Annotated in this window: 25 protein-coding genes; 16 read left to right on the forward strand and 9 right to left on the reverse strand. The window is 35.9% G+C overall.

What is annotated here, in order from left to right:
• Window positions 1-67: 67 nt before the first annotated feature.
• From BAQ48_RS09710 to BAQ48_RS09730, 5 genes are all read left to right on the forward strand, one after another.
• Window positions 68-1,513: an o-succinylbenzoate--CoA ligase gene (locus BAQ48_RS09710; protein WP_071710907.1), complete on the forward strand. Its 1,446-nt coding sequence runs from the start codon at window positions 68-70 to the stop codon at window positions 1,511-1,513.
• Complete coding sequence (gene menC / locus BAQ48_RS09715) at window positions 1,514-2,620, forward strand: o-succinylbenzoate synthase (protein ID WP_071710908.1); 1,107 nt, start codon at window positions 1,514-1,516, stop codon at window positions 2,618-2,620. It abuts the gene before it with no gap.
• 90 nt (window positions 2,621-2,710) lie between these two features.
• Window positions 2,711-3,409 (forward strand): response regulator transcription factor, encoded by a 699-nt coding sequence (locus BAQ48_RS09720; protein ID WP_071710909.1) that lies wholly within the window; start codon window positions 2,711-2,713, stop codon window positions 3,407-3,409.
• Window positions 3,402-4,508 carry a HAMP domain-containing sensor histidine kinase gene (locus BAQ48_RS09725; protein WP_071710910.1) on the forward strand — a complete coding sequence of 369 codons (1,107 nt, stop codon included), beginning with the start codon at window positions 3,402-3,404 and terminating at the stop codon, window positions 4,506-4,508. The genes BAQ48_RS09720 and BAQ48_RS09725 overlap by 8 nt, the downstream gene beginning before the upstream one ends.
• 82 nt (window positions 4,509-4,590) lie before the next feature.
• Window positions 4,591-5,451, forward strand: a complete 861-nt coding sequence (locus BAQ48_RS09730; protein ID WP_071710911.1) for a M15 family metallopeptidase — start codon at window positions 4,591-4,593, stop codon at window positions 5,449-5,451.
• Window positions 5,452-5,608: 157 nt separating this feature from the next.
• On the opposite strand, the gene BAQ48_RS09735 is transcribed toward BAQ48_RS09730, so the two are convergent.
• From BAQ48_RS09735 to BAQ48_RS27920, 3 genes are all read right to left on the reverse strand, one after another.
• A complete protein-coding gene (locus BAQ48_RS09735; protein ID WP_071710912.1) occupies window positions 5,609-6,265 on the reverse strand; it encodes a GAP family protein in 657 nt (218 codons plus the stop codon).
• A gap of 13 nt (window positions 6,266-6,278) precedes the next feature.
• On the reverse strand, window positions 6,279-7,037 hold the full coding sequence (locus BAQ48_RS09740) for a MerR family transcriptional regulator (RefSeq protein ID WP_071710913.1): 759 nt from the start codon (window positions 7,035-7,037) through the stop codon (window positions 6,279-6,281).
• A gap of 103 nt (window positions 7,038-7,140) precedes the next feature.
• Window positions 7,141-7,284, reverse strand: coding sequence for a hypothetical protein (locus BAQ48_RS27920; protein ID WP_165613790.1), 144 nt, complete (start codon window positions 7,282-7,284; stop codon window positions 7,141-7,143).
• A gap of 271 nt (window positions 7,285-7,555) precedes the next feature.
• Between BAQ48_RS27920 and BAQ48_RS09745 the strand changes: the two genes are divergently transcribed.
• From BAQ48_RS09745 to BAQ48_RS09775, 7 genes are all read left to right on the forward strand, one after another.
• Window positions 7,556-8,656 (forward strand): amidohydrolase/deacetylase family metallohydrolase, encoded by a 1,101-nt coding sequence (locus BAQ48_RS09745; RefSeq protein ID WP_071710914.1) that lies wholly within the window; start codon window positions 7,556-7,558, stop codon window positions 8,654-8,656.
• A complete protein-coding gene (locus BAQ48_RS09750; RefSeq protein WP_071710915.1) occupies window positions 8,634-9,737 on the forward strand; it encodes a DgaE family pyridoxal phosphate-dependent ammonia lyase in 1,104 nt (367 codons plus the stop codon). The genes BAQ48_RS09745 and BAQ48_RS09750 overlap by 23 nt, the downstream gene beginning before the upstream one ends.
• Before the next feature lies 1 nt (window position 9,738).
• Entirely contained in the window at window positions 9,739-10,494 is a 756-nt protein-coding gene (dagF, locus tag BAQ48_RS09755; protein ID WP_071710916.1) for a 2-dehydro-3-deoxy-phosphogluconate aldolase, read from the forward strand.
• Window positions 10,487-11,503: a sugar kinase gene (locus BAQ48_RS09760; protein WP_071710917.1), complete on the forward strand. Its 1,017-nt coding sequence runs from the start codon at window positions 10,487-10,489 to the stop codon at window positions 11,501-11,503. The genes dagF and BAQ48_RS09760 overlap by 8 nt, the downstream gene beginning before the upstream one ends.
• Entirely contained in the window at window positions 11,503-12,228 is a 726-nt protein-coding gene (locus BAQ48_RS09765; protein ID WP_071710918.1) for a GntR family transcriptional regulator, read from the forward strand. The genes BAQ48_RS09760 and BAQ48_RS09765 overlap by 1 nt, the downstream gene beginning before the upstream one ends.
• A 51-nt stretch (window positions 12,229-12,279) precedes the next feature.
• A complete protein-coding gene (gene gntP / locus BAQ48_RS09770) occupies window positions 12,280-13,605 on the forward strand; it encodes a gluconate permease GntP (RefSeq protein WP_071710919.1) in 1,326 nt (441 codons plus the stop codon).
• Window positions 13,606-13,776: 171 nt separating this feature from the next.
• Complete coding sequence (locus tag BAQ48_RS09775) at window positions 13,777-13,968, forward strand: YjcZ family sporulation protein (RefSeq protein ID WP_001290392.1); 192 nt, start codon at window positions 13,777-13,779, stop codon at window positions 13,966-13,968.
• Window positions 13,969-14,021: 53 nt separating this feature from the next.
• Here BAQ48_RS09775 and BAQ48_RS09780 read toward each other — a convergent pair whose 3' ends face one another.
• The 6 genes from BAQ48_RS09780 to BAQ48_RS09805 form a co-directional block, all read right to left on the reverse strand.
• Window positions 14,022-15,989: an FtsX-like permease family protein gene (locus BAQ48_RS09780; RefSeq protein ID WP_071710920.1), complete on the reverse strand. Its 1,968-nt coding sequence runs from the start codon at window positions 15,987-15,989 to the stop codon at window positions 14,022-14,024.
• The gene (locus tag BAQ48_RS09785; protein ID WP_000393250.1) at window positions 15,986-16,738 is read right to left on the reverse strand and encodes an ABC transporter ATP-binding protein; all 753 of its coding nucleotides are present in this window, start codon (window positions 16,736-16,738) and stop codon (window positions 15,986-15,988) included. The genes BAQ48_RS09780 and BAQ48_RS09785 overlap by 4 nt, the downstream gene beginning before the upstream one ends.
• A 20-nt stretch (window positions 16,739-16,758) precedes the next feature.
• Window positions 16,759-18,714, reverse strand: a complete 1,956-nt coding sequence (locus BAQ48_RS09790) for an FtsX-like permease family protein (RefSeq protein ID WP_071710921.1) — start codon at window positions 18,712-18,714, stop codon at window positions 16,759-16,761.
• Between the two features lie 77 nt (window positions 18,715-18,791).
• Window positions 18,792-20,762, reverse strand: a complete 1,971-nt coding sequence (locus tag BAQ48_RS09795; RefSeq protein ID WP_071710922.1) for an FtsX-like permease family protein — start codon at window positions 20,760-20,762, stop codon at window positions 18,792-18,794.
• Between the two features lie 94 nt (window positions 20,763-20,856).
• The gene (locus BAQ48_RS09800) at window positions 20,857-21,879 is read right to left on the reverse strand and encodes a sensor histidine kinase (protein WP_071710923.1); all 1,023 of its coding nucleotides are present in this window, start codon (window positions 21,877-21,879) and stop codon (window positions 20,857-20,859) included.
• Window positions 21,880-21,881: 2 nt separating this feature from the next.
• Window positions 21,882-22,577: a response regulator transcription factor gene (locus tag BAQ48_RS09805; RefSeq protein ID WP_000276738.1), complete on the reverse strand. Its 696-nt coding sequence runs from the start codon at window positions 22,575-22,577 to the stop codon at window positions 21,882-21,884.
• A 208-nt stretch (window positions 22,578-22,785) separates the two neighbouring features.
• Here BAQ48_RS09805 and BAQ48_RS09810 point away from each other — a divergent pair, with 208 nt between their 5' ends.
• From BAQ48_RS09810 to BAQ48_RS09825, 4 genes are all read left to right on the forward strand, one after another.
• Window positions 22,786-23,058 carry an autorepressor SdpR family transcription factor gene (locus tag BAQ48_RS09810; protein ID WP_002129626.1) on the forward strand — a complete coding sequence of 91 codons (273 nt, stop codon included), beginning with the start codon at window positions 22,786-22,788 and terminating at the stop codon, window positions 23,056-23,058.
• A complete protein-coding gene (locus BAQ48_RS09815) occupies window positions 23,055-23,690 on the forward strand; it encodes an SdpI family protein (RefSeq protein WP_071710924.1) in 636 nt (211 codons plus the stop codon). Before BAQ48_RS09810 ends, BAQ48_RS09815 begins: the two co-directional genes overlap by 4 nt.
• Before the next feature lie 145 nt (window positions 23,691-23,835).
• Window positions 23,836-24,552 (forward strand): ABC transporter ATP-binding protein, encoded by a 717-nt coding sequence (locus BAQ48_RS09820; protein WP_071710925.1) that lies wholly within the window; start codon window positions 23,836-23,838, stop codon window positions 24,550-24,552.
• A complete protein-coding gene (locus BAQ48_RS09825; RefSeq protein ID WP_071710926.1) occupies window positions 24,542-26,116 on the forward strand; it encodes a putative ABC transporter permease subunit in 1,575 nt (524 codons plus the stop codon). The genes BAQ48_RS09820 and BAQ48_RS09825 overlap by 11 nt, the downstream gene beginning before the upstream one ends.
• Window positions 26,117-26,165 lie beyond the last annotated feature (49 nt).

The raw sequence follows: 26,165 nt of genomic DNA on the forward strand, positions 1-26,165 counted from the left end.
GAAACAAAACAACTAAGAGACTTGATGTCATATCAAGTCTCTTTCTTTCATGAAAGGAGAATGAATGATGGAGACGATGCCAAATTGGTTAAAGCAGCGTGCATTTTTAACACCAGATCGCACTGCAATTGAAATAGAGGAAGAGAAAGTTACTTTTATGCAGCTGCATGAGAAAGTAGTATTTGTTTGTGAACAGCTTTCACATGTTGGAGTGAGGCAGGGGCAAAAGGTGGCTGTTCTGATGAAAAATGGTATGGAGATGATTACAGTAATTCACGCCCTATCGTACATAGGGGCAGTAGCTGTGCTTTTAAATACGCGTCTTTCAAGAGAAGAGCTACTTTGGCAAATGGATGATGCTGAAGTTGTTTGTTTAGTGACGGATCAAGATTTTGATGCTAAGGCTGTTCCCGTATATTCATTCGCTGAAGTGATGAATGGACCGAAGGCGGAAGCAACTATACAAGAAGAATTCTCTTTAGAAGAAGCGATGACAATTATTTATACGTCTGGGACGACAGGAAAACCGAAAGGCGTTATTTTAACGTACGGCAATCACTGGGCAAGTGCAGTTGGTTCTTCGCTTAATTTAGGCCTTCGTGATGATGATTGCTGGTTAGCTTGTATGCCTATGTTCCATGTTGGCGGGCTATCTCTTTTAATGAAAAATATTATGTATGGTATGCGCATTTTACTCGTTCCGAAATATGATGCTGATTTTATTCATAAAGCACTTCAAACGAGAGGCGTAACAATTATTTCTGTCGTTTCTAAAATGTTAACTGATTTATTAGAGAGACTTGGAGAAGAGACCTATCCATCTTCTTTACGATGCATGTTACTTGGCGGAGGACCAGCGCCGAAACCACTATTAGAAACGTGTGTAGAAAAAGGAATTCCTGTATATCAAACGTACGGCATGACAGAAACGTCTTCACAAATTTGTACGTTATCCGCAGATTACATGTTAACGAAAGTAGGATCAGCTGGAAAACCACTATTTCAGTGCCAACTTCGTATTGAAAAAGATGGCGTAGTAGTACCGCCATTTGCGGAAGGCGAGATTGTAGTAAAAGGACCAAACGTAACAGGTGGTTATTTTAACCGTGAAGATGCGACGCGTGAAACAATTCAAAACGGATGGCTTCATACTGGCGACCTCGGTTATTTAGATGAAGAAGGATTTTTATACGTATTAGATCGCCGCAGTGATTTAATTATTTCTGGCGGAGAGAATATATATCCAGCTCAAATTGAAGAAGTGTTGCTTTCTCATCCGATGGTAGTGGAAGCAGGTGTTGTCGGTATGACTGATGATAAATGGGGACAAGTACCTGCTGCTTTTGTTGTAAAAAGCGGAGAGGTAACAGAAGAAGAAATTCTTCACTTTTGTGAGGAGAAATTAGCGAAATATAAAGTGCCGAAAAAAGCGTGTTTCTTAGAGGAATTACCACGAAATGCTTCGAAAAAATTGTTAAGACGAGAGTTAAGACAATTAGTGGAGGAGATGTAAGTGGAAATAAAAAAAGCGACACTTCATATAACGGAAATGCCACTCGTCATCCCGTTTGCTGCAAGCTACGGAACTTATGAAAAGCGTGAGAGTATCGTCATTGAATTAGAAGATACGGACGGGTGCATTGGTTTTGGCGAAGTCGTTGCATTCTCTGAACCGTGGTATACGGAAGAAACAGTGAAGACAGCGCTGCATGTACTACAAGACTTTTTATTACCTGATTTATTAAAGGCAGAAATTTCTCATCCGAATGAGGTACCAGGTCTATTTCAACATATAAAAAGAAACCGAATGGCAAAGGCGGGAATTGAAGGGGCTATTTGGGATTTATATGCGAAGCGTCAAAAGAGATCACTTGCGACACTGCTTGGCGGAACGAAGTCTGAAATTGAAGTCGGGGTTGTGATTGGGCTTAATCCGATTCCAGTTATGTTAAAGCAAATCGAGAAGTATGCGGAAGAAGGGTACGAGCGTTTTAAAGTGAAAATAAAGCCAGAGCATGATTACGAGTTATTGAAAGAAATTCGTAAAGAGTTTCCGAATATCCCGTTAATGGCCGATGCGAATTCAGCGTACACGTTAGCTGATGTAGAGAAGTTAAAACGGTTAGATGAATTTCAATTAATGATGATTGAGCAACCGTTAGCGGATTACGATTTTCTTGATCATGCGCAGTTGCAAAAGAAAATTGAAACGCCCATCTGTTTAGACGAAAGTATTCATAGTTTAGAAGATGCGCGCGTTGCGATTACACTTGGCAGCTGCCAAATCGTTAACATTAAACCAGGCCGAGTGGGTGGATTAACAGAATCAATCCAAATCCATAACTATTGCATGGAGCATAATATACCAGTTTGGTGCGGTGGTATGGTGGAAATGGGAATTTCACGCGCACAAAATGTCGCCCTCGCTTCTTTGCCGAACTTTACGATTCCTGGAGATATATCAGCTTCTAGTAGACATTGGGAGAAGGATATTATTTCGCCGGAAGTGACGCTTGAGGGCGGGAAAGTGATGGTGCCGCAAAGTGTTGATGCTGAGTATGAGGTAGATCGCGGGAGACTGGCGGAAATCACGAAGCAGCGGATTTTGTTTGAAAGATGAAATAACAAAGGTTACTCTTATGAGTAGCCTTTTCGTATTGTACAAATTGGATAGACTAGTTTAAAATCGAGCGTATAAAGGGGGAGTAAAATGAAGCGCATTTCAATTTTAATAGCGGATGATGAGGCAGAAATTGCTGATTTAATTGAGATACATTTAGAAAAAGAAGGGTACCACGTCGTGAAAGCAGCGGACGGGGAAGCGGCAATTCATATTATTGAAACGCAGCCAATCGACTTAGTGGTTTTAGATATTATGATGCCAAAAATGGATGGGTATGAAGTGACGCGCCAAATTCGCGCGAAGCATCATATGCCAATCATTTTCTTAAGTGCAAAAACGTCTGATTTTGATAAGGTGACAGGTCTTGTATTAGGTGCAGATGATTATATGACGAAGCCGTTCACGCCGATTGAATTAGTCGCGCGCGTAAATGCACAATTACGCCGATTTCTTACGTTAAATCAGCCGAAAGTAGCGGAGAATAAATCAGCTTTAGAGGTAGGTGGAGTCGTTATTGATCCGGAGCGAAGAACAGTAAATGTGTACGGAGAACAAGTTGAATTAACACCGAAAGAGTTTGATATTTTATATTTATTAGCGAGTCATCCGAAGAAAGTATACAATGTGGAAAATATTTTTCAACACGTATGGGCAGATGATTATTATGAAGGCGGAAATACAGTAATGGTACATATCCGCACATTGCGTAAAAAACTTGGGGAAGATAAAAGAAAGAATAAGTTGATAAAAACAGTGTGGGGAGTAGGGTATACTTTCAATGGCTAAAAAGATGAGAAGTTTTCGCTCGAAGATGGTTATGCTATTTTCGTTAAGTATGATATTAGCTGCTGGCATAACATATTTCATTTATGAAGGATTAAGGATTTATTATAAATTAGTCGTTCGCTATGAGGATCCGTTAGCTCAATTTCGTTCCATGATAAGACAAATTGGGGATGTTAATTTCTTTTTAATTATTTTCATCCCTCTGTCCATTATGTTTTTCTTCTTCCTTACTAGGCCGTATTTAAAATATTTTGATGAGATTTCAAACGGAATTCATCATTTGGCGAACGGAGATTTTACAAATCAAGTTCGCGTTTCATCAAATGATGAGTTTGGATATATTGCAAGTGAAATTAATGTAGCGAGTGAAAAATTAAAGGAAGCAGTAGAACGAGGAGACTTTGCGGAAAGTAGTAAGGACCAGCTTATTGTTAACTTAGCTCACGATTTAAGAACGCCGTTAACATCTGTTTTAGGTTATTTAGATTTAATTCTTAAAGATGAGAATTTGACGAAGGAACAAATTAAACACTTTTCCACAATTGCTTTTACGAAATCTGAAAGGCTGGAAAGTTTAATTGATGAATTATTTGAAATTACACGTATGAATTATGGCATGTTACAACTAAATAAAAAGCAGATTGATATAAGTGAGCTGCTTATACAGCTAGATGAGGAATTATATCCGCTATTAGAGAAACATCATTTAGAAGCTAGATTGAATATTGATCCGCATTTGCCGATTAACGGTGATGGAAAATTGTTAGCTAGAGTATTTGAAAACTTGTTAACAAATGCCGTTCGCTACGGGTATGATGGAAAGTTTGTTGATGTGAATGGATATATTGAAAGCGAAGAGGTAGTCGTACAAATTATTAATTACGGAGATAGCATTCCAGAAGAGGATTTACCTTATCTTTTTGATATGTTTTATACAGGTGATAAGGCAAGATCAGAGCAGCAAGGTGGGACAGGCCTTGGGCTATTTATTGCGAAAAATATTGTTGAACAGCATGATGGGAAGATTTCTGCTGAAAGTAATGTGATTAGAACGATGTTTGAAGTGAGATTGCCAAAAGAAGAGAATGTAACAATTTAATAAAAATTTAAACTTTACCCCACTTTTTATTTTAATAGTTTTTTCTATTCTATACGTAAGTTACGTTAAGGAGGAACTAGAAATGAAAAAGTGGGTATTTATTTCTCTTTTTATAGCATGCACAATCTGTGTAGGTTTTTATATATCACCGTTATTTCAAAAAGAAATTGATGTGAAAATCGGTGGGGAAAATAGTACAGTAAAGAATGCAAATATGGAGCAGGTAGAGGTTACAAAAGAACAAATCTATAAAGGGGATCTATTATTAGTTAACAAAGATTACCCAGTAAAAAAAGATAGTATTAGGTCTGACATTATAAATGTAAATCACAGCAGTGAATTAGTAAGAGGTTACGTAATATTTGATAGAAATCTTCGTTTATCAAAAGATGTTGTAAAAAAGTTTTTGAACGTTGTCGATGCGGCTGGAAAAGATGGCGTACAACACTTCTTAATGAATAGCGGGTATAGAGATTTTAAAGAGCAAAGTAAATTATATAAAGACATGGGATCTGATTATGCACTTCCAGCAGGATACAGTGAGCATAATTTAGGGTTATCACTGGACGTTGGATCAACGCAAAAGAAAATGGAGAAAGCGCCTGAAGGAAAATGGATTGAAGAGAACGTATGGAAGCACGGATTTGTGTTACGCTACCCGAAAAATAAAAGTAACATTACAGGCATTCAATATGAGCCGTGGCACATCCGTTATGTAGGTCTACCTCATAGCGCAATTATGCAAAAAAAGAAAATTACATTAGAAGAATACTTACACTTCTTAAAAGAGAAAAAAGAAATCACAACCGATGTGGAAGGCAAGAAATATACGGTTTCTTATTATAAAGTTTCTGGCAACATGAAAGTGAGTGTTCCAGCGAATAAGCAGTATGAAATTTCGGGGAACAATATGGACGGGGTTATTGTGACGGTTCAGGAATAGGGGTTTCTTTAAACTAGAGGAATGGGTACAATTCTTCTAGCTTTTGTTGTTTAATTTTAAAACTTAAAAGAAGTATAACCCCATTCTAAATGTAGAACGGGGTTAAAATATAGTTGTTTGAAAAACTAAGGTGTATTTAATACTCTGATTAAACACCCTACAAATAATCCAGGCTATTAAAAATCAGGATGAGTCCGACTATACACATAATCCATGACAGAGCTGATCCTGTATTATTAGCGATTTTTACTCGAAGCCTCTCGAGAGGTTTTTGCATCCAATGACCAAACAGGAGATAGAAGAGAAACAGTACGAGGGAAGGTAACACCATGATAAAGTTGTATCCAGCTAAAATAGAAGACCATTCTACCCATGATAGATTAGAAGTAGTCATTATGCCGATTGCTGCAAAATAAGGAAATGCAGCTCCCACTTCAATTAATGAAGTAGTGAATCCAAGCGCAACCACTGAAAGAATGCCTTTTGATTTTGGTGCAGGTAGCTCGGAACTTTTCTTTGTTGGAACATAAAAACTTGCTACGAACAATATCCCCCCAATACTAAAGGATATCCAGCTTACGATTCGATTTTGAAATACGTCAGAAATAATCTCAAGTAAGAAATCTAATCCTAACATAAGCGAAACTCCAACAGTAAAATAACATCCTACTATCGTTAATAAATAAACCAATAAACGTTTGGTAAGGCTCTCTTTATCTGTTAAAAGCAAATATATTGTTACCCCTAATGTGGAAGGGCTTAGCGTGTCTAATAGGGCCAATCCTCCTATTAGGAGAAGTAGTTCTGTACTCATCACTCTTTCCCCCTTATTCCGGTTGGGGATTATTTTTTTCGTACATAAAAATGGTATATGCCTGATCCATAAATTCAAGTACATCCTGGTCAATTGGATATAATCTCAGTTGCTCTGATTGCTTTGGCGACATCCTTATTTCCCACAGCTTATCTAAAAATTCATCTTCACCTTCAAACTCTTCTAAGCGCTTTTCATCCATTCTTCTAATGATATTTTGGACTTTGGGTGCTTTTGGGCCGTCCTCCATATAACGCTTTAACTGACCTATTAGAGCAATCCACTCGAGTGAATCAGGATTGTCACTCGTCATATTGGGAAGATTTCCCCATAATTGTATCTCCCTATCTTTAAATACAGATTCACGATAATACTGTTTCATTTCTTTATCTTTATGGGATAATTTCATAATTTTCTGAATCGCAATCCGGTTTTCTTCCCCTTCTATCGCAATTCCAAGAATCAATTCCCGTATGGATAACTCTATTTTCTTTAAGTTTTCTTGTTCTTGTATTACAAAAGATAATTGATTCTTTAAACTATCCGACCAATTCCACTCATTGGAAGCGAGCATATTCTTAATCTCATGTAACGAAAATCCAATCTTTTTTAAAAATTGAACCTGCTGTAGTTTTTTTATTTCTTCATTTGTATATAAACGATGTCCGCCCTCTGTTTTGGATGCTGGTTTTAATAAGCCGATTTTATCGTAGTAACGCAGTGTTCTTACTGTAACACCTGTCAACTCTCCAACTCTATTAATGTGTATCAACTGATAAACCTACCTTCCTATACATTCAGACCCTATCATTAACAACTGTTATATTCATTCTATCTTATCATTTTTATTTCTCACTTGTTCTTACCACAAATCTTTATTCTTCTTTACGAAAAAAAGTCTGAAGTAAGTAACCTATTCCCAAACCAATCAGTACTCCTGGAAATGCATGATCCATTGTAAGCCCAATACCTGCACCTATAATGACACATCCATAAATAATAATATCTCTTTTTTTCATTTATGAACCTCCTTATTTTGTAATTTCGAGAACACTAAGTAGTTACTAAATAGTATATAAAATGACCTAACGTCAACTTCAAGTATTTATTTTCCTTTTTTAATTTATAATCTTTTTTACAGAACGAAGTGATTTACTTTTAAACATTATAACGTTATATTTACTTCTCTCTTTTTTTGTGCTACTCTAAATATGTGAAAGAGATAAATAAAAATGAAACTTTAATGTAAGCGTATTCTTATGGCTTCTTATAGAAAAGGGTGGAAATACAATGACAGAACGATTCGTACTACGTAATGTGAAACGTGTGAACGGGGAAGAGATTGACATTGTAATTGAAAATAATAAAATCGCACAGGTGACGAAAGCTGGTGTTGGCGAGGGTGGAACAGTTCTTGATTACTCAGGTACTTACGTATCGAGTGGCTGGATTGATTTGCACGTTCATGCTTTTCCAGAGTTTGATCCGTATGGCGATGAGGTGGATGAAATTGGCGTTAAGCAAGGGGTAACGACAATTGTTGATGCGGGTAGTTGCGGTGCTGATCGCATTGCAGATTTAGTAAAAAGTAGAGAGCAGGCAAAAACGAATTTATTTTCCTTTTTAAATATTTCTCGCATCGGTTTGAAACGAATTGATGAATTATCCAATATGGAATGGATAGATAAAGAGAAAGTAATAGAAGCAGTAGAAAAATATAAAGATGTAATCGTTGGGTTAAAGGCGAGAATGAGTAAAAGTGTCGTTTGTGATAGTGGAATTGAACCGCTGCATGTAGCGCGCTCTTTATCCCGTGAAACATCATTGCCAATTATGGTACATATCGGTTCAGCACCTCCTCGCATTGAGGAAGTTGTACCGCTTTTAGAAAAAGATGATGTCATTACACATTACTTAAACGGGAAAGAAAATAATTTATTTGATGAAGAAGGCAAACCGCTACCTGTGTTACTAGATGCAGTGAAACGTGGTGTTCATTTAGATGTTGGTCACGGTAATGCTAGTTTTTCTTTTAAAGTAGCAGAAGCAGCGAAGCGTCATGATATTGCTTTTAATACAATTAGTACAGATATTTACCGGAAGAATCGTATACATGGTCCAGTGTATAGTATGGCTCACGTTCTTTCGAAATTCCTTTACTTAGGGTATCCGCTAGAAGAAGTAATTGATGCGGTTACGAAAAATGCGGCAGAGTGGCTGAAAAAACCAGAGCTTGGTCGTATTCAAGAAGGCGATATTGCAAACTTGACTTTATTTACGGTGAAAGATGAGAAGGTTACGTTAATTGATTCAGAAGGGGATCAGCGTATTGCTGAAAGAAGAATTGATACGAAAGGGGTTGTAATCAATGGTTCATTCATTGAATGCTAAGTACGGATTAAAAAGAGTGATTAATGCGAGCGGTAGAATGAGTATTTTAGGTGTATCCGCTCCGACAGATACAGTTATGGATGCGATGAAACATGGTGGACAAAATTATGTGGAAATTGCTGATTTAGTAGATAAAGCAGGAGACCATATTGCGAGAATTCTAGATTCAGAGGCAGCGGTCGTTGTGAATTCAGCATCGAGCGGAATTGCGCTTTCTATCGCTGGTATCGTTACAGAAGGAAATCGCCGCAAAAGTGAAAGACTTCATCAAGAGGTCATCGCGAAAAACGAAGTGATCATGTTAAAAGGTCATAACGTGCAATACGGTGCTCCTGTTGAAACGATGATTTATTTAGGCGGAGGAAAACTCGTAGAAGTTGGTTATGCCAATGAAGGGAAAGCAGAGCATATTGAAGATGCGATTGGTGAAAATACAGCAGCAATTCTATATGTAAAATCACATCATGCTGTGCAAAAAAATATGATTTCTGTTGAAGAAGCATGGGAAGTCGCGCAGCGAAATAATGTACCACTTATCGTCGATGCGGCAGCTGAAGAAGATATTCAAAAATATGTGAAGTATTCAGATCTTGCGATTTATAGTGGTTCAAAGGCGATTGAAGGGCCTACTTCTGGTATTGTTGGCGGGAAACGAAAATACATCGAGTGGCTGAAAGTACAATTACATTGCATCGGAAGAAGTATGAAAGTTGGGAAAGAGACGACTTTCGGTTTACTTCAAGCGCTTGATGAGTACGGAGTAAAAGAAGATAAGAGCGAGCAAGAAAAAGAGCTATTACAAGTACTTATGCCGCTAAAAGAATTAAACGGTGTAAATGTAACGATCGTTCAAGATGAAGCGGGAAGAGCAATCTTTAGAGCACGCATTCATATTAACGAGAAAGAGTTAAATAAATCAGCAAAAGACGTTGTAACTGCATTACGTGAAGGGGAAATCGCAATTTACACACGTGATTACGGAGTAAGACAAGGATTCTTTGATATTGATCCACGTCCACTTCAAGGCGATGATATACATGTGATTGAAGAAAAAATGAGAGAAATTGTAGGGGGAAACTAAAATGACAAACATTCAAAAACGTTTTTATAAAGGCCGCGTAGCATTAAATGTATTAGCGAACAATATCCGAAATGCGAAAGACATTTTTGAAGCAGCAGAAGGTTATGTAGTAGTAGGAGTGTTATCAAAAGACTATCCAACAGTAGAAGAAGCTGTTACAGCGATGAAAGCATACGGAAAAGAAATTGATGACGCTGTATCAATCGGACTAGGAGCAGGAGATAATCGCCAAGCGGCAGTTGTAGCTGAAATTGCGAAGCATTACCCTGGTAGCCATATTAACCAAGTATTCCCTTCAGTTGGAGCGACACGTGCAAATCTTGATGGAAAAGATAGTTGGATTAATAGTTTAGTATCGCCAACAGGAAAAGTAGGGTACGTAAACATTTCTACTGGTCCAATTAGTGCGGCTGGAGAAGAAAAAGCAATCGTTCCAATTAAAACAGCGATCGCACTTGTACGTGATATGGGCGGAAATTCATTGAAATACTTCCCAATGAAAGGTTTAGCTCATGAAGAAGAATATCGTGCAGTTGCGAAAGCTTGTGCAGAAGAAGGATTCGCATTAGAGCCAACAGGCGGAATTGATAAAGAAAACTTCGAAACAATTGTACGCATTGCGCTTGAAGCAAACGTAGAGCAAGTTATCCCGCACGTGTACTCTTCTATTATTGATAAAGAAACTGGCAATACGAAAACAGAAGATGTCCGTGAATTACTAGCAGTAGTGAAGAAGTTAGTTGATCAATATGCGTAAGAAAATTGCAGCATTTGGCGAAGTAATGATGCGCCTGCAAGTACCGGGATATGAATTGTTATCGCAAGCTAACACATTAAATTATTCCTTTTCTGGTACAGGTGTGAACGTTGCAGCAGCACTTTCTCATCTAGGGCATGAAGGGTTTCTTATTTCAACTTTACCGGAAAACTCGGTTGGAGATGCTGCGGTATCGCACATTCAGAAATTAGGTATTCGCCCTTCGTTCATTTCACGAGGCGGAAAATATGTCGGTATGTACTTTTTAGAAAATGGATTTGGAGCACGTGCAAGCCGCGTTACATATTCAAATCGATTAGAAAGTAGCTTTAATACGGCGTCTGAAGAAATGTATCAATTTGAAGAAATCGCTAAGGAAATTGATATCGTTCATTTTTGCGGGATTACACTTGCGATGAATGATACTGTGCGTCATCATATGAAATCTTTAGCGAAAGCAGTTAAAGAAAACGGAGGCACTGTCGTTTTTGATTGCAATTATCGTCCCTCACTTTGGGGAGAAAATGGGTATGAACAGGCGAAACCGCATTATGAAGAAATGCTTAGTCTTGCTGATATCGTTATGATGAACGAAAAAGATGCAATGTTCGTTCTTGGAATGAAAACAGAAGAGACAGAGCGAGAAGCTCAACTTGTTGACCTTATTCCACAAGTGGCTGAAGCATATCATATCACTACAATTGCTGGTACACATCGCTCTATTAATAGCGATAATACACATTCACTTCGCGGATTTATATGTAAAGATGGTGCGTTCACTTTTGCAAAAACACTTACGTTTTCTGTATATGATAGAATAGGTGCTGGAGATGCTTATACGAGCGGGATTATTCATGGCGAGATAGAAGAGTTTGCACCAGAGAAAGCTGTTTCATTTGCGTCAGCAGCTGGAATGCTTGCACATACAATCGTCGGTGATACGCCAATGTCATCAGAGAAGGATATACTTCGGGCAATGACGGCATCAGTAGGTGATGTAGAAAGGTAGTGGGTGTAACGGTGAACGTAACGAGGAAAAAAGGACCATTATATTTACAAATAAAAAACATTATTCGTGATCGAATATTGCATGGTATATATGCCATTCATACGAATATTCCTTCCGAGCCGCAATTAGAGGAAGAGTTCAAAGTGAGCAAAATTACAGTGCGTAATGCGATTAAAGAACTTGCTCAAGAAGGATATTTGGAAAAGAAAAGCGGTAAAGGAACGAAAGTGATCCGTAATACTTCGGCGACAAAACTGTCAAAGGGTAAGAAATTTACTGAAGTGTTAGTGGAAGAAGGATATAAAGTACAAAAGAAATTGCTAAAGGCAGAAATCGTTCAGAATGAAGAAGGAACAGTGCCATTTCGATTATTTGGGAAAGAGAGTTTTCGTATTGAGCGTTTATATACGTTAAATGATGCGCCGTACATTCATTATACGCACTATTTCTCAGCGAAAATGGCAAGTACAGATTTATCGGACTTTGACTTGCAATCGCTTTACGATTTAGTTGAGGACCGAGGTATACATTTAGAAAACTTCAGAGATGAATTTGCAGTTGGACTTGCGCCTAGTTTCGTTGCAGAATCGTTAGGTGAAAAAGAAGGAATGGCGTTATTAAAACGTATGCGCTACTCCTACGATGAAGTTGGCGAAGTAATTGAATATAGCGAAGGCTACTACAATACAGAAATGCAGCATTATGTAGTGAATTATGACGTATAAAAAAGAGGGGTTTTTCCCTCTTTTTTATTATAAAAGTAAGGGGAATGAGAGATGGATATATACTTATTAATCGTCACGTTACTTGCAATTGCAATTGTCATTTTAGGGGTATCTTGGTGGAAATGGCATGCATTTATTAGTTTAACAGTTGCTAGTTTGTTTTTAGCTATTATGTCTGGGCTGAATTTAACGAAAATAGTGGCTGCCTATGAAACTGGTGTTGGTAGTGTACTAGGGCATTTAGTTGGTATTTTAGCTCTCGGTACGATTTTAGGGAAAATGATGTCGGATTCAGGCGCAGGCATGCAAGTTGCAGATTTCTTTATTCGATTTTTCGGTGTGAAGAAACTACCTTGGGCAATGTTATTTGCAGGGTTTGTTATAGGGATTCCAGTCTTTTTTGAAGTAGGGATCGTCATTTTATTACCACTTGTTATTTCAATTCGAAAAACGACGAAACAAAACATATTATTAATTGCGTTACCTGTTATTGCTGGATTATCTATTGTACATGGGCTAGTGCCTCCGCATCCAGGTGCGATGACTGCAATTGGTATTTATAATGCGAATTTAGGGAAGGTATTATTGTATTCATTAATAATTGCATTACCAACCGCTATTATTGCAGGACCATTATTTGCAAAGTGGGTACATAAGAGGGTTATACCTGAAAATGAGCCGGAGCTTATTCGAGTTACGACTGTATCAACTGATTTACCGAGCCGTAAAGTTTCGTTTTTTATTATTTTACTGCCGGTCGTTTTAATGATTTTATCAGTAGTTGCACCGTATATTTCATTACCAGTTAAAATGACAGAATTTTTAATTTTTGTAGGAAGTCCAGTAATCGCTTTACTCATTTCATGTTTCGCGGCATTCTATTTACTTGGAATGAGACAAGGTATTAATAAAAAGATGATTAAAAAATTAACAGATGAAAGTTTATTACCTGTAGGTTCTATTATTTTAATAATTGGTGCAGGTGGTGGGTTTAAACAAATATTAATTGAAAGCGGCGTTGGAACGGCGATTGCGCAAATGGCAGAACATATATCGTTATCACCAATCGTACTCGCTTTCATGGTAGCTGGTTTAATTCGAATCGCGACTGGATCAGCGACAGTAGCATTAACGACAGCGGCAGGAATTGTTTCACCGGTTATTCAGCATATGTCTGGCGTGAATTTAGAGCTACTCGTTATTGCAACCGGAGCAGGTTCATTAATGTTTTCTCACGTAAATGATGCTGGGTTCTGGCTTGTAAAAGAGTATTTAGGTTTGACAGTAAAAGAAACGTTTAAAACGTGGACGGTACTGGAGACGTTATTATCATTTATTGCATTCGGTTTTGCCCTTGTATTGAATATGTTTCTTTAAAGGATACCTTATAATAGGTATCTTTTTTTTGAGCAAGCCCAATTCTTAAAACAAGCCCGTTTTTAGGTAAGCCAAGCTTCCTATTCGCCCTGAAAACATAATATAAATGGAATCCCCTCATTTAGAACAAGAGGAACTTGTTATGAATGATACTAAAGGAGGAATAGAGTAATGAGCGAAAAGTGTGAACACAGACATGATGATTGTAACCGTAGACATGGTTGCGGAGGCGGTTTTGCGCTTCTAATCGTATTGTTTATTTTATTAATTATCATCGGTGCTAGCTGCTTCGGCGGAGGCGGCGGTTGTGGCTATGGTGGTTATGGCGGTTACGCAGGCGGCTATGGTGGATATTGCTGCTAATTAAAAACTATTGAAAGTGGCCTTGTGCAATACTACGCACAAGGCCATTTTATTCATATTTTTATATGCTGTGATAATTTATTGATGTACAGAGAACGGATTAAGAAGAAGAAAATGATCTCGATAATCCCGAACAACGTAAGTATAATAATTAATTCTTTTAATAAAGAAAAAGCAAACATGCTTTGTAAAAACTGAATCGCGAATATTGTATGAATACCAGCAACGATATAAGGAATGAAAAATAATATTCCTAATTGAATCGTTGCAGAACGAAACATTTCCGATTCTGTTAAGCCGAGTTTTGTAATTGTAATGTACTTTTGTTTTTCGGTCGTTAAGTCATTATACATACGGAAGTATAAAACACTAGCTGCCCCGATAAAGAAAATAAAGCCGAGAAATGCCCAAATAAAGAAAGTGGCAATTGAATTACCTTTACTGTAGTATAGATCATCAGCTGCTGTATAAAGAGCAAATGGGACATCTGTATTTTTATGTGCCTCACGGAAGCTATCCGCATCTTTCCAAATATGTTTTAACATATTTTTTGTCGGAACAATTGTATTTTCCCAATTCTCAACGAAGTAGTTATACACTATAGCCGTTTCAATATGAGGAATCATATTATCAAATACGTAATCTTGTACAACAATTATATGTCGGAAAAGAAAGACTGGTCCGATTCCTTTATTAATAAATCCCTTAATATGAAATTCTTTTTTATTTGATCCGATTGTAATTGTATTTTGTTTTGCGAATGGATTTGATACAAGATTTAAGAGCTCTGGTGAGTACCGAGAAATAACATAAACTTGTGTAGAATCGAGGGTTATTTCCGGCCTTTTTAATTGTTTCGCAAGTGTATTATAATCACTCATCTTCATAAGAGTAATGTCTTCTTTTAAAGCTGTATCTTTTAACATTGTAACTTTATGCTTATTGTATTGAAAATTAGCATTTGTAAGCTCCGTTTCGATTGTAGCAAGGTGCTTTTGTTCAAATGGATTTTCCCCTTTGAACGTATAGGTGAAGGGAAACGGATACCGTTCTAATGTCGATGCTTTCGTATTATTATTAGCAGCAAATAAACCGATAATAATTGTAAATGCAAGTGCCGACAACATAGAAACGATAAAGAGCACATTAATATTACTACGCGTACGGCTAGCTAAATCTGAAATCCATAACATGTTTATTTGTTTCATATAAAACTTTCTCCGCTTTTTTAAGATAAAGATAAAGAGGAGAAATGTTTGCGAAAAGAATAAATATGTCCCGACTACTACGAGCGGTAAAATAGATAATATAATAAAGGCTACCGAGCCATTCTGTACATTTTTTTCCGTTACGTAGCCCTGCGGATAACCGGCTATATAATAACATAATGCTAAGCAAATTAATGCGAATATCGAAATGAGTATAGATGGTTTTTTTTCTTTGTCGCCTTTTTTTGTCCTTTTAATGAGCTGTGTTGTTTTCCGAGTACGAATGAACAGCGGTGTAAACGTAGAAACGATGAAAAATAAAATGATAAACGTTACTGTTGTAACGATAATTGCTTCTGTTGGCCAATATAAATAGAGGCCTTTAGCATTTGTTAATTTAGAAGTAACGAGTAAGAAAAAGTTAGAAAATACAAGCCCACCTTGAATACCAGCAAAGATAGCTAGTATTCCAATAATCATATTCTCAGTAAACAAAAGACGTTTTAATTGTTTTTGAGATATACCGAGAACAGTTAAAATGCCAAATTGTTGTTTCCGTACATTTAAAAATGTCCCGATAGAATATAAGAGAAAGAAGAACGAGAACAAAACGATAACAAACTGTGCCATTCCGGCTAAGTTCATGAGCGGATCTTGTTCTTGTAATTTATTCATAATTTGTAGTCGTGGATGATACGCGTATACAGTGAATGAAAAGAAAACCATGATAGAAAACGCACTACTTACAAAATAAGCGAAATATGCTTTCGAATTACGCGAGACATTTTTAAATGCAAATTGCCAAAATGTCATCCACGTCTTCCTCCTAGTAATGCTAGGACATCTAATATTTCTTGATAAAATTTCTCACGGTACAATCCGCGGTGCAGTTCATTGTAAAGCTCGCCATCTTTAATGAAAATAACACGGTTACAATAACTTGCTGCAAATGGATCGTGCGTAACCATTAAAATCGTTGCATCTTCTTCTTTGTTTAACTTCGTAAATAGCTCCATAACATCAATTGCTGCTTTTGAGTCCAAGTTTCCTGTCGGTTCATCAGCTAGTAAAAGAGACGGATGATGAATAACAGCACGTGCTACTGCGGTACGCTGTGCTTGTCCTCCAGAAACTTCAAAAATACGTTTGTCCAAAATATGATCAATTCCAAGTTTTTTTGAAATGTTATCAAGCTTTTCGTCCATTTCTTTTAATGGAACATTATCTAATGTTAAAGGTAGTACGATATTTTCGCCGATTGTTAGTGTATCTAGTAGGTTAAAGTTTTGGAAAACAAACCCTAACTCTTGTCGGCGGAAAATAGCTAACTTCTCTCGACGAAATGTGTGCGGTTTTTTTCCGTTAATAACGACATCACCAGAAGTAGGAGAATCAATTGTAGAAATAACGTTTAAAAACGTAGATTTACCACTTCCAGATGGCCCCATGATCGCAACGAATTCACCTTTATCTACATGTAAATTTATATTTTTTAAAGCGGTATGAGGGACCTTCCCCTCATACACTTTTGAGACGTTTTTAATGTGTAATACTTCTTCCATAGTAATCACCTTTCTATCTTTTAAAACTTAATGTGTTGTGATAATTTTTGCATATAAAAGGAACGAATTAAAAGGAAAAATAAAATTTCAACTGTTCCAAAAATCATAAGTACGACTGTAATTTCAGCGAAGAATGAGAGATGTAATATTTCTTGTAGCATCTTTGTCGCAAACATCGTATGGATCGATGCCATAATGTAAGGGACGAAGAATAAAATAGCAAGTTGAATAGTAGCAGATTGTTTCATCTCATCTTCTGTTAAGCCGATTTTCGTAATCGTTATATACTTTTCTTGCTCAGTTGTTAAATCTGTATACATGCGGAAATAAAGAACACTGCCCGCACCGATAAAGAAAATAACACCAAGGAAAGTACCGATTAAGAAGAATGAAGCGACATTTTGTTTGGTTTTGTATAGAGAGTCACTTGCTTCACTGGCATGGAACGGTGGGTGCTCTGCTTGAATCGCTGCATTGTCGTTATCGATTTTTGTTATAAATGCTGAACCGATATTATGTGCTTTTTCCCAATCGTAAACTTTAAAGCTGTATACACTCATCTGTTTTGAAACAGTGGATAATGCTTCTACATTTTCATCAGATAGTATGAGTAATTGGTATATTAAGCTGTTTGGGAATGGGTTATAACTTTTATATTCTTTCACCTGTAGTTGTAAATTGTTTTGAGTAAGTGTAAGAGTATTTTTCTTTTCGTTATTTTGAAGTGTTCCAAAGACTTGATCATCTAAGTCTTTCATAAGAATGTAAGATTCATTCTTGTTCACCGTGAGAGTTTCCCAATTTAATGCCTTAGCAAGTGTATGATAGTCACTTTGTTTAATGGCATAATAGAGCTGCGTGTTATCTTCAGCTGAAGATACTTCATATATATCCGTTTTAAATTTTGTATAAGTAAAGTCCTCTTCATTAAATTTTTGTTCTAACCAGTTTAAATGTTCATTTGCCAACGTATTTTCAGTATGTGATAAATATGTAAACGGGAAAGGGTTTTGCCTAATTTCATCAAACTTTGTAAATTTCCCGAATCCATATAAGAATGTAATCATTGTAAAAGCGAGCGTTGATAGCATCGCGACTATAAACAACATATTAATATTTGTTCGAATGCGCGTTGCTAAATCAGAAATCCAAAGCATATTAATTCGTTTCATATAAAACTTTCTTCGCGTTTTTAATATACGAATAAGTAAAAAACTAATCTGTGAAAAGAAAAAATATGTTCCAGCTGCAATGAGTGATGGAATGACAAATATACTAGAGACGGCGTACAAAAGTCCAATTACAGTGCCAAGTGACATGAAATATAATGGATTTGCTGCTAATACGTATCCAGATATTAAACATAGCGCACCAAATAAAGAAATAAGCACGGATGCTTTTCGCTCTTTATGTTGTTTCCCTTCTTTTAAAAGTCGTACAGCTTTTCTTGTACGGATCAGCATTGGTGTAAAAGAAGATACGAGAATAAAGAGACCGAGAAAGATTACAGTTGTTAAAATAATAGCACCTGTAGGCCAATATAAATATAGACCAGGTACATGTGTAATTTTTGCGGTAACTAATAAAAAGAACTGTGAAAAAACAAGTCCGAGTTGTATTCCAAAAAATATAGAAAGAATACCGATTAACATGTTTTCTAAAAAGACGAGTCTTTTTAATTGTTTTTGGGATATGCCAAGTACTGTTAATATCCCGAATTGTTTTTTTCTTACTTTTAAAAACGTACCAATTGAATAGAGTAAAAAGAAAAATGAAAAGAACACAATGACAACTTCTGAAATTGTCATTAATATGTTCAAAGCATAATTTACGTCTGTCATGTGCAATTTCGGATGAAATAAATAAACTGCAAATGAGAAAAAAATAGCGATGGAGAACGCACTGCTTACAAAATAGGCGAAATAAGCTCTGGCGTTCCGTGTGACGTTTTTAAATGCAAACTGCCAAAATGTCATTCACCTAGGCCCCCTAATAGATTGAAGATGAAAAGAGTATGAGAGATACTCTTTTCACTAAGTTTATTTTAAGTGTTTTATCCACTCGTATACTGTGATAATTTTTGCATATAAAGCGAACGAATGAATAAGAAAAATACGATTTCGACGACTCCAAAAATAATAAGAACAGCTGCAATTTCTTTGAACAGTGATAAACCAATTACATCTTGTAGCATTTTTGTAGCAAACATCGTATGAATGGATGCCATAATGTATGGAATGAAAAATAAAATACTAAGTTGAATGGTTGCAGAACGTTTCATCTCTTTATCTGTCACACCGATTTTAGAAATCGTTATATATTTCTCTTGTTCGTTCGTCAAATCTGTATACATTCTGAAGTAAAGTACGCTACCTGCTCCAATGAAGAAAATAACCCCTAAAAATGTCCCGATTAGGAAGTACGCGGCACTACCGGACGTTATTTTATATAATGCACTTGCTGATTCAAAGGAGCGGATGAGAGGCCCTTCATATTGGAATTTTTCACGATCTTTTTGTATTTTTTCTATAAAAGCATCAGTGATTTTATACGTCTTTTCCCAGTTTTGTACTTTATAATTGTACGCTGATACATGTTTTGTTGTATTTGGGAAGTTGTTTACAACAACGTCAGGTAAAACTACCGTTTGATAAGAGAAGGTAGATGGAATGGCGTTTACATATTCATAGCCTTTTACCCGCAATTTTGTATTTGTGTTTGAGAGTGTAACGTAGTCTCTGTTGTAGCTTTGTTCAAACTCATTGAATATAGTGAAATAGGATGTTCCTGTTAAGATGTATGCTTCGTTATCATTCATGAATAGTTCTTTCATACGTAAAGAATTTGCAAGTTTGTTATAGTCACTTTGCTTAATGGCGTATACGTCATTATAAATGGCTATATCTTCGTCTTCTTTTAATGGTGTTTCATATAAATCGGCTTTTATTTTCTTATAAGAGAAGTTTTCCTTTTGTAATTGTTGTTCAAGCCAAGCTAAATGCTCGTTAACAAAAGGGTTCGCATCATAAGAAAAATAAGAAATTGGGAAGGGAGAGCTTCTCGTAACTTCTAATTTCGTAAATTTACCGAGCCCATATAAAAACGTAATCATCGTAAAAGCGACAGTAGATAGCATCGCCACAATAAAAAGCATATTAATATTCGTTCGAATCCGGCTTGCTAAATCAGAAATCCAAAGCATATTAATTCGTTTCATATAAAATTTTCTTCTCGTTTTTAAAATGTAAATAAGTAAGAAACTAATTTGCGAAAAGAAAAAATATGTCCCAATTGTAACAAGTGTTGGAATTACAAAAATACTTGAAACCATGTATATAACGCCTACCTGCGGGTTTATTGAGACGAAATATTTAGGGTTTCCAGCTAAAGCATAACCACCTAATAAACAAATCGCACCAAATAAAGAAACGAGTATGGATGGTTTTTTTTCTTTTTGTTTTCCCACATTTGTTTTTAAAAGGCGTACCGCTTTTTTTGTACGGATAAGCATTGGTGTGAATGTAGATACAATGATAAAAAGACTAAGGAAGACAATGGTTGTTAAAATAAACGCGTTAATAGGCAAGTATAAATATATGCCTGGTACGTGCGTAATTTTTGCTGTGACTAATAAGAAAAATTGCGAAAAGACAAGTCCAAACTGCATGCCAAAAAAGATAGATAAAATACCGATTAACATATTTTCCATAAAAACGAGATGATGTAATTGTTTTCTCGATATTCCTAAAACGGTCAAAACGCCGAATTGTTTTTTTCGAACTTTTAAAAAGGTACCAATGGAATATAGTAAAAAGAAGAAAGAGAAAAATACAATTACTACTTCTGAAAATATCATTAATCCTGAAATTTCAGAGAACATGCCAAAGCTTTGTAATTTCGGATGAAATAAGTAAACAGCAAACGAAAAGAAAACAGCAATGGAAAAGGAGCTGCTTACGAAATAAGCAAAATAAGCTCTGGAATTACGTGTTACATTTTTAAAGGCAAACTGCCAAAATGTCATAATACGTACCTCCTGCTAGAAGGAAAATATGTAGTTTTATTGCAAAAAATGTATGAGAGTAAGTTCTCATACATTTTGCTAGCATATGTTACGATCATGCCTCGGTCACCTTCTCCGCATGTTCTGCTTGATTATTTGCAGCGTTGTGGAAGATGATTTTAATCGTCGTTCCTTTACCGACTTCAGAATCTAGTTTGACAGAGTGACCTAAATAATCACAAATTTTACTTACAATATAAAGTCCCATACCAGTAGACTCTCCGAATGTACGACCATTTTTTCCAGTGTAAAATGGTTCAAATACTCTTCGAATATCTTCTTGCGGAATACCTACGCCTTCATCACGAACTTCTAAAATAATATCTTTTCCGTTTCGATAAGCAGATAAGAACACTTTCTTTCCTCGCTCACCAGAGTAACGAACAGCATTTGTCATTAACTGATAGATGATAAACTTTAGCCATTTCGCATCAGAAGCAACCTTTAAATCAGAATGAACTTCTAAAACAGGGAAGACCCCGTTTCGAATAAATAGTTCTTTTAGACCGTTAATGTTTTTTGTTACAGTATCTTTTAATGAAATCGTCTCGACATGGAAGTCTTCATGGAAGTTATTTAATCTTGCCATATATAAAGCCATATCAAGCCCTTGGTTTAGACGTTCTAATTCCTTTTTAAATTTCGGAATTAAATGCTCGTCTTCCATTTCTAGCACCATAAGCTGCATAACAGAAACGGGTGTCTTCATTTGATGCACCCAGTGGTTAATGAATAATTGATGTTCTTGTTGTTTCACTTCATACGATTGTAGTTCTTTTTGGAAGAGACGATACTGCGTGCGCACGAGTTCATTTACACCGTGAGGCATTGGAGCGGTCGCTCTTTCAATAAATGCATCTTCCATTTTTTCTGGTTGCTCACTTAATCTATGATACATTCTACGATTGCGAACGTAACGGTAAGCGAGGAAACAGATGAATAAATATAAGCTTAAAACGACGAAGTAAAATTTATTATTTTGAAATCCATCTACTGCATCATAGAGAACGAAAATGATACCGAAGTTTAATACGTACAGTAGAAAAAATGCAAAATGATCACGTAAAAATAGCTTCATGCTTATTCACTCCAAGTTGCGTTAAAACGATATCCAAGTCCACGTACTGTTTCAATAGAGTTCTCAATACCAAGCTCATTGAACTTTTTGCGAAGACGCGTAATGTTTACGTTTAATGTATTTTCCTCAACGAAACTTTCGTCATCCCATAGAGCAGCTAATAAATCTTCACGGCTCGCCGTACGAGGGAATTTAGATAATAACATTTCTGCTAAAATTGCTTCTTTCTTCGTTAAAAGAACTTGCTCAGATCCAAAATGAATTTCTGGACGTTCTGGGAATAGTTTTAAACCTTCTACTTCAACGATACGTTCAGAAATATTTGGTGCATAATCACCGTAAATACGGCGTAATTGTCCTTTAATTTTCGCCATTACAACGTCATAGTGGAACGGTTTTGTAATATAATCATCCGCGCCGCTTTCAATCGCCATAATTTGTTCCATCTCACCAGCACGAGCTGAAATGAAAATAATAGGACAAGTAGATTCATGACGAATTTGGCGGCACCAGTAGAACCCATCGAATTTCGGTAAGTTTACATCAAGTAAAACAAGATGTGGCTTTACAGCGTTAAACGATTCCATAATATCATCGAAGTTCTCTGCAACAACAGCTTCATAGCCATATTTTTGGATGTGAGATTGTAGTAATGATGAAATATTTGGATCGTCTTCAACGATTAAAATTTTATACATATGTATATTCCTCCTAAAAAAACAATTGTAGCTATAGTGTATCATGTGTTTCAAGTCTTTTCATTATGTTGAAAGATAAGCTAGTAAACAGTATAGGTTAAAAGTGTGAAAAGTAAAAAGGGCTATGGATATAATTGACAATTCGTGGTTTTTAATTTAATATTTAGATAAATATCTAAATGTCTAATTATCGAAAGGAAGAAAGACATTGAATCAAGCATTCAAAGCATTAGCAGACCCAACAAGGCGAAAAATTTTAGATTTATTAAAAGAAGGCGATCTAACCGCTGGTGAGATTGCTGAACAGTTCAATATGACAAAACCAAGTATTTCACACCACTTAAACGCACTTAAAAATGCGGAACTTATTCAAGATGAAAAAAAAGGACAATTCGTTATGTACTCTTTAAACACAACGGTCTTTCAAGATTTGTTGACTTGGGTGTTTACATTTACGAATAAGGGGGAAGAGGGGAAATGAAAAAACATCTTTTTGCAATTATATTAATTCTTATAACTTGTATCGCATGGGCGTTTGCTTGGCCACATTTGCCGGATACAATCGCGACACATTGGAGTGGTGGTAAGGTAGATGGTTATTCATCTAAACTTTACGGAATGATTTCTATGGTTGGAATTATGATTGCGTTATATGTATTTCTAAATGTGATACCAAAGATTGATCCAAGGAAAGCAAATTACGAGAAATTTTCTAAAGCTTTTATGATGATGAATAACGGGATACTGCTACTACTATTTGTAGGGAATATAGATATTATTACAAATGGACTCGGATATAACTTATTCATTAATCGTGTACCGGAATTATTAGTGGGTGTTTTGTTTATAGTAATGGGTAATTATTTACCACAATGCAAGCCTAACTTTTTCGTCGGGATGCGTAATCCTTGGACATTAAGTAATGAAGAAGTATGGAGAAAGACACATCGATTTAGCGGGAAAGTATTTGTGGCTTTAGGACTTATTATGATTATAAGTGTTTTCGCTCCGGCTGATTGGAGATCTTATATGATGCTTGGGATTATAGTAGTTGCTGTCATTATAACGAATTTATATTCTTACGTTTTATATAAAAAAGAAGTACAACTGTGAGCTATATTAGTCAAATTTTATAGTTATAGTTTCTAGGTTTTAAGAGATTTAAATACTCAGTGGAGATAACAAAGGTCACTGAGTAAATTTTTCGCCTTAAGGTCTGAAAATTCAGTGAAAAAACAGATGATTTGGGGGAAATCACATGTTAGAAATTGTGAATTTTAGCAAGACATACAAAGGTGGTAAGAAAGCAGTAGATCATTTAAATATTACTGTGCAAGCAGGAGATATCTTTGGATTTATCGGACATAACGGTGCGGGGAAAAGTACAACAATTAAGTCATTAGTAGGAGTTATCGATTTTGAAGAGGGTGAAATTTTTGTTGATGGCCATTCAGTAAAAAAGGATCCAATTGCATGTAAGAGAGTAATGGCGTATATTCCTGATAATCCAGATTTGTATGAGCAATTAACAGGAATTCAATATTTGAACTTTGTTGCGGATGTATTTAAAGTGTCTGCGAAGGATCGGGAAGAACAGATACAGAAATATGGGGATGCTTTTGAGATTACACCTTACTTAGGAGACTTAATATCTTCTTATTCACACGGTATGAAACAAAAAGTAGCGATTATATCGGCGGTTTTGCATAAACCGAAATTATTAGTTTTAGATGAACCTTTCGTTGGTCTTGATCCAAAGGCAGCCGTAGTATTGAAAGGTATTATGAAAGAGCTTTGTGAAAAAGGAAGTGCGATTTTCTTTTCTACGCACGTTTTAGATGTAGCTGAGAAGTTATGTAATAAAATAGCGATGATTAATAGAGGGAAATTAGCACTTTCAGGGGAAGTGAATTCTTTAATAAAGGAAGGCTCATTGGAAGAGCTCTTTATGAAGGAGCTTGCTAATGAATACTAATAGTTTAGGTCTTTTGAAAATCCGGTTGATAACGCAGCTCGGTTTAAACACTTTTAAATACGAAAAAGATAAGAAAAAGAGGCAGAATAAGATTTTGCTGACAGCATCTATTGCCTTAGTTGGTGTCCTGTTCATGTTATATTGCGGAGCCTCGGCATATGGATTGGTGAAACTAGGAATGAGTGAAATTATTCCAGTCTATGCACTAGTTATTAGCAGTGTATTAACGTTGTTTTTCACTATATTTAAGGCAAATGGAGAAATTTTTGCTTTTAAGGATTACGATCTTTTAATGTCATTACCGATTCGTGTAAGTACGGTTATCGCAAGTAGATTTTTGTATTTATACTTGCTGAATACACTCTTCTCAATCATAATCATGCTACCAATGGGAGTTGTGTATGGCATCTATGAGAATCCATCATTTTCTTTTTACTTTATGTGGTTCATCAGTATGTTTATAGCATCTTTAATTCCAACAACAATAGCAGCGATTTTTGGAGCTGTGATTACGGCAATCGCTTCTAAATTTAAAAATACGAATAAAATAACTACGATTTTAAGTTTTATAGTAATTATGACATTCGGCTTCTTTATGCTAAAAAACGGAAATGCTCAATATAGCCTTACTGATATGAACGGAATTGGTGCGATTGTTTCGGAGCAATTAACAAAAGTGTATCCATTAGCTAACATGTTTCAAAAAGCAATTGTTCACGCTGATATTGTAGCTTTCATTCTATTCGTTGGGATATCAGTTATTTGGTATTATCTTTTTATAAAAATACTTTCGTTTAAATATAAGCAGATAAACACAGGGATTTCCACTTATCATATGCTTTCAAATTATAAGATTAATAGTATGAGAAAAGAAAGTGTATTGGTCGCATTGTATAAAAAAGAACTGAAGCGTTTCTTCTCTTCTACAGTGTATGTCATAAATAGTGGAATGGGAGTCGTGATGGCGATAGCTTTCTCGCTGGCTATAGTTGTAGTAGGGCCAAGTCAATTAATAGCGTATCCTGGAATTGAGTCGATTTTGCAAAAGATTGCGCCATTTACTATTGCAGCAGCGATTTCGATGACATGTACAACATGTGTGTCATTGTCTTTAGAAGGAAAAAATGTATGGATTATTAAGTCATTGCCTATAGCGCCAAAGATGATTTATGACAGTAAAATTCTTATGAATCTTTCATTGAGCATACCTGCGTCATTTATTAGTGCCGTATTACTGATAATAGGATTAAAACTAGATGCTTGGAGTTCTCTTTTCATCATAATAACACCGCTAACATATTCATTATTTTCGGCAGTATGGGGGATTTTTATTAATAATCGATTTGGTTATTATGATTGGGTATCAGAAACGCAAGTAGTAAAACAAAGTGTAGGATCATTTATTGGCATGTTTGGTGGCTTAATTGTGGCTGTTATACCTGCCTTATTAATTGGTACCGCTACTATCTCGAACTATAGAGTATTTACTTTTTTAGTTGTTATAGTGCTTACGATTATTACTATTTTCTTGTATAAGAACGAGTCGAGAAGAAGTATAAAATAAGAAGCTGCTTTTCCTTTAAAGAGGGAGAGCAGCTTCTTTATTTTGAAAC

The organism is Bacillus luti (assembly GCF_001884105.1).
Lineage (GTDB): Bacteria > Bacillota > Bacilli > Bacillales > Bacillaceae_G > Bacillus_A > Bacillus_A luti.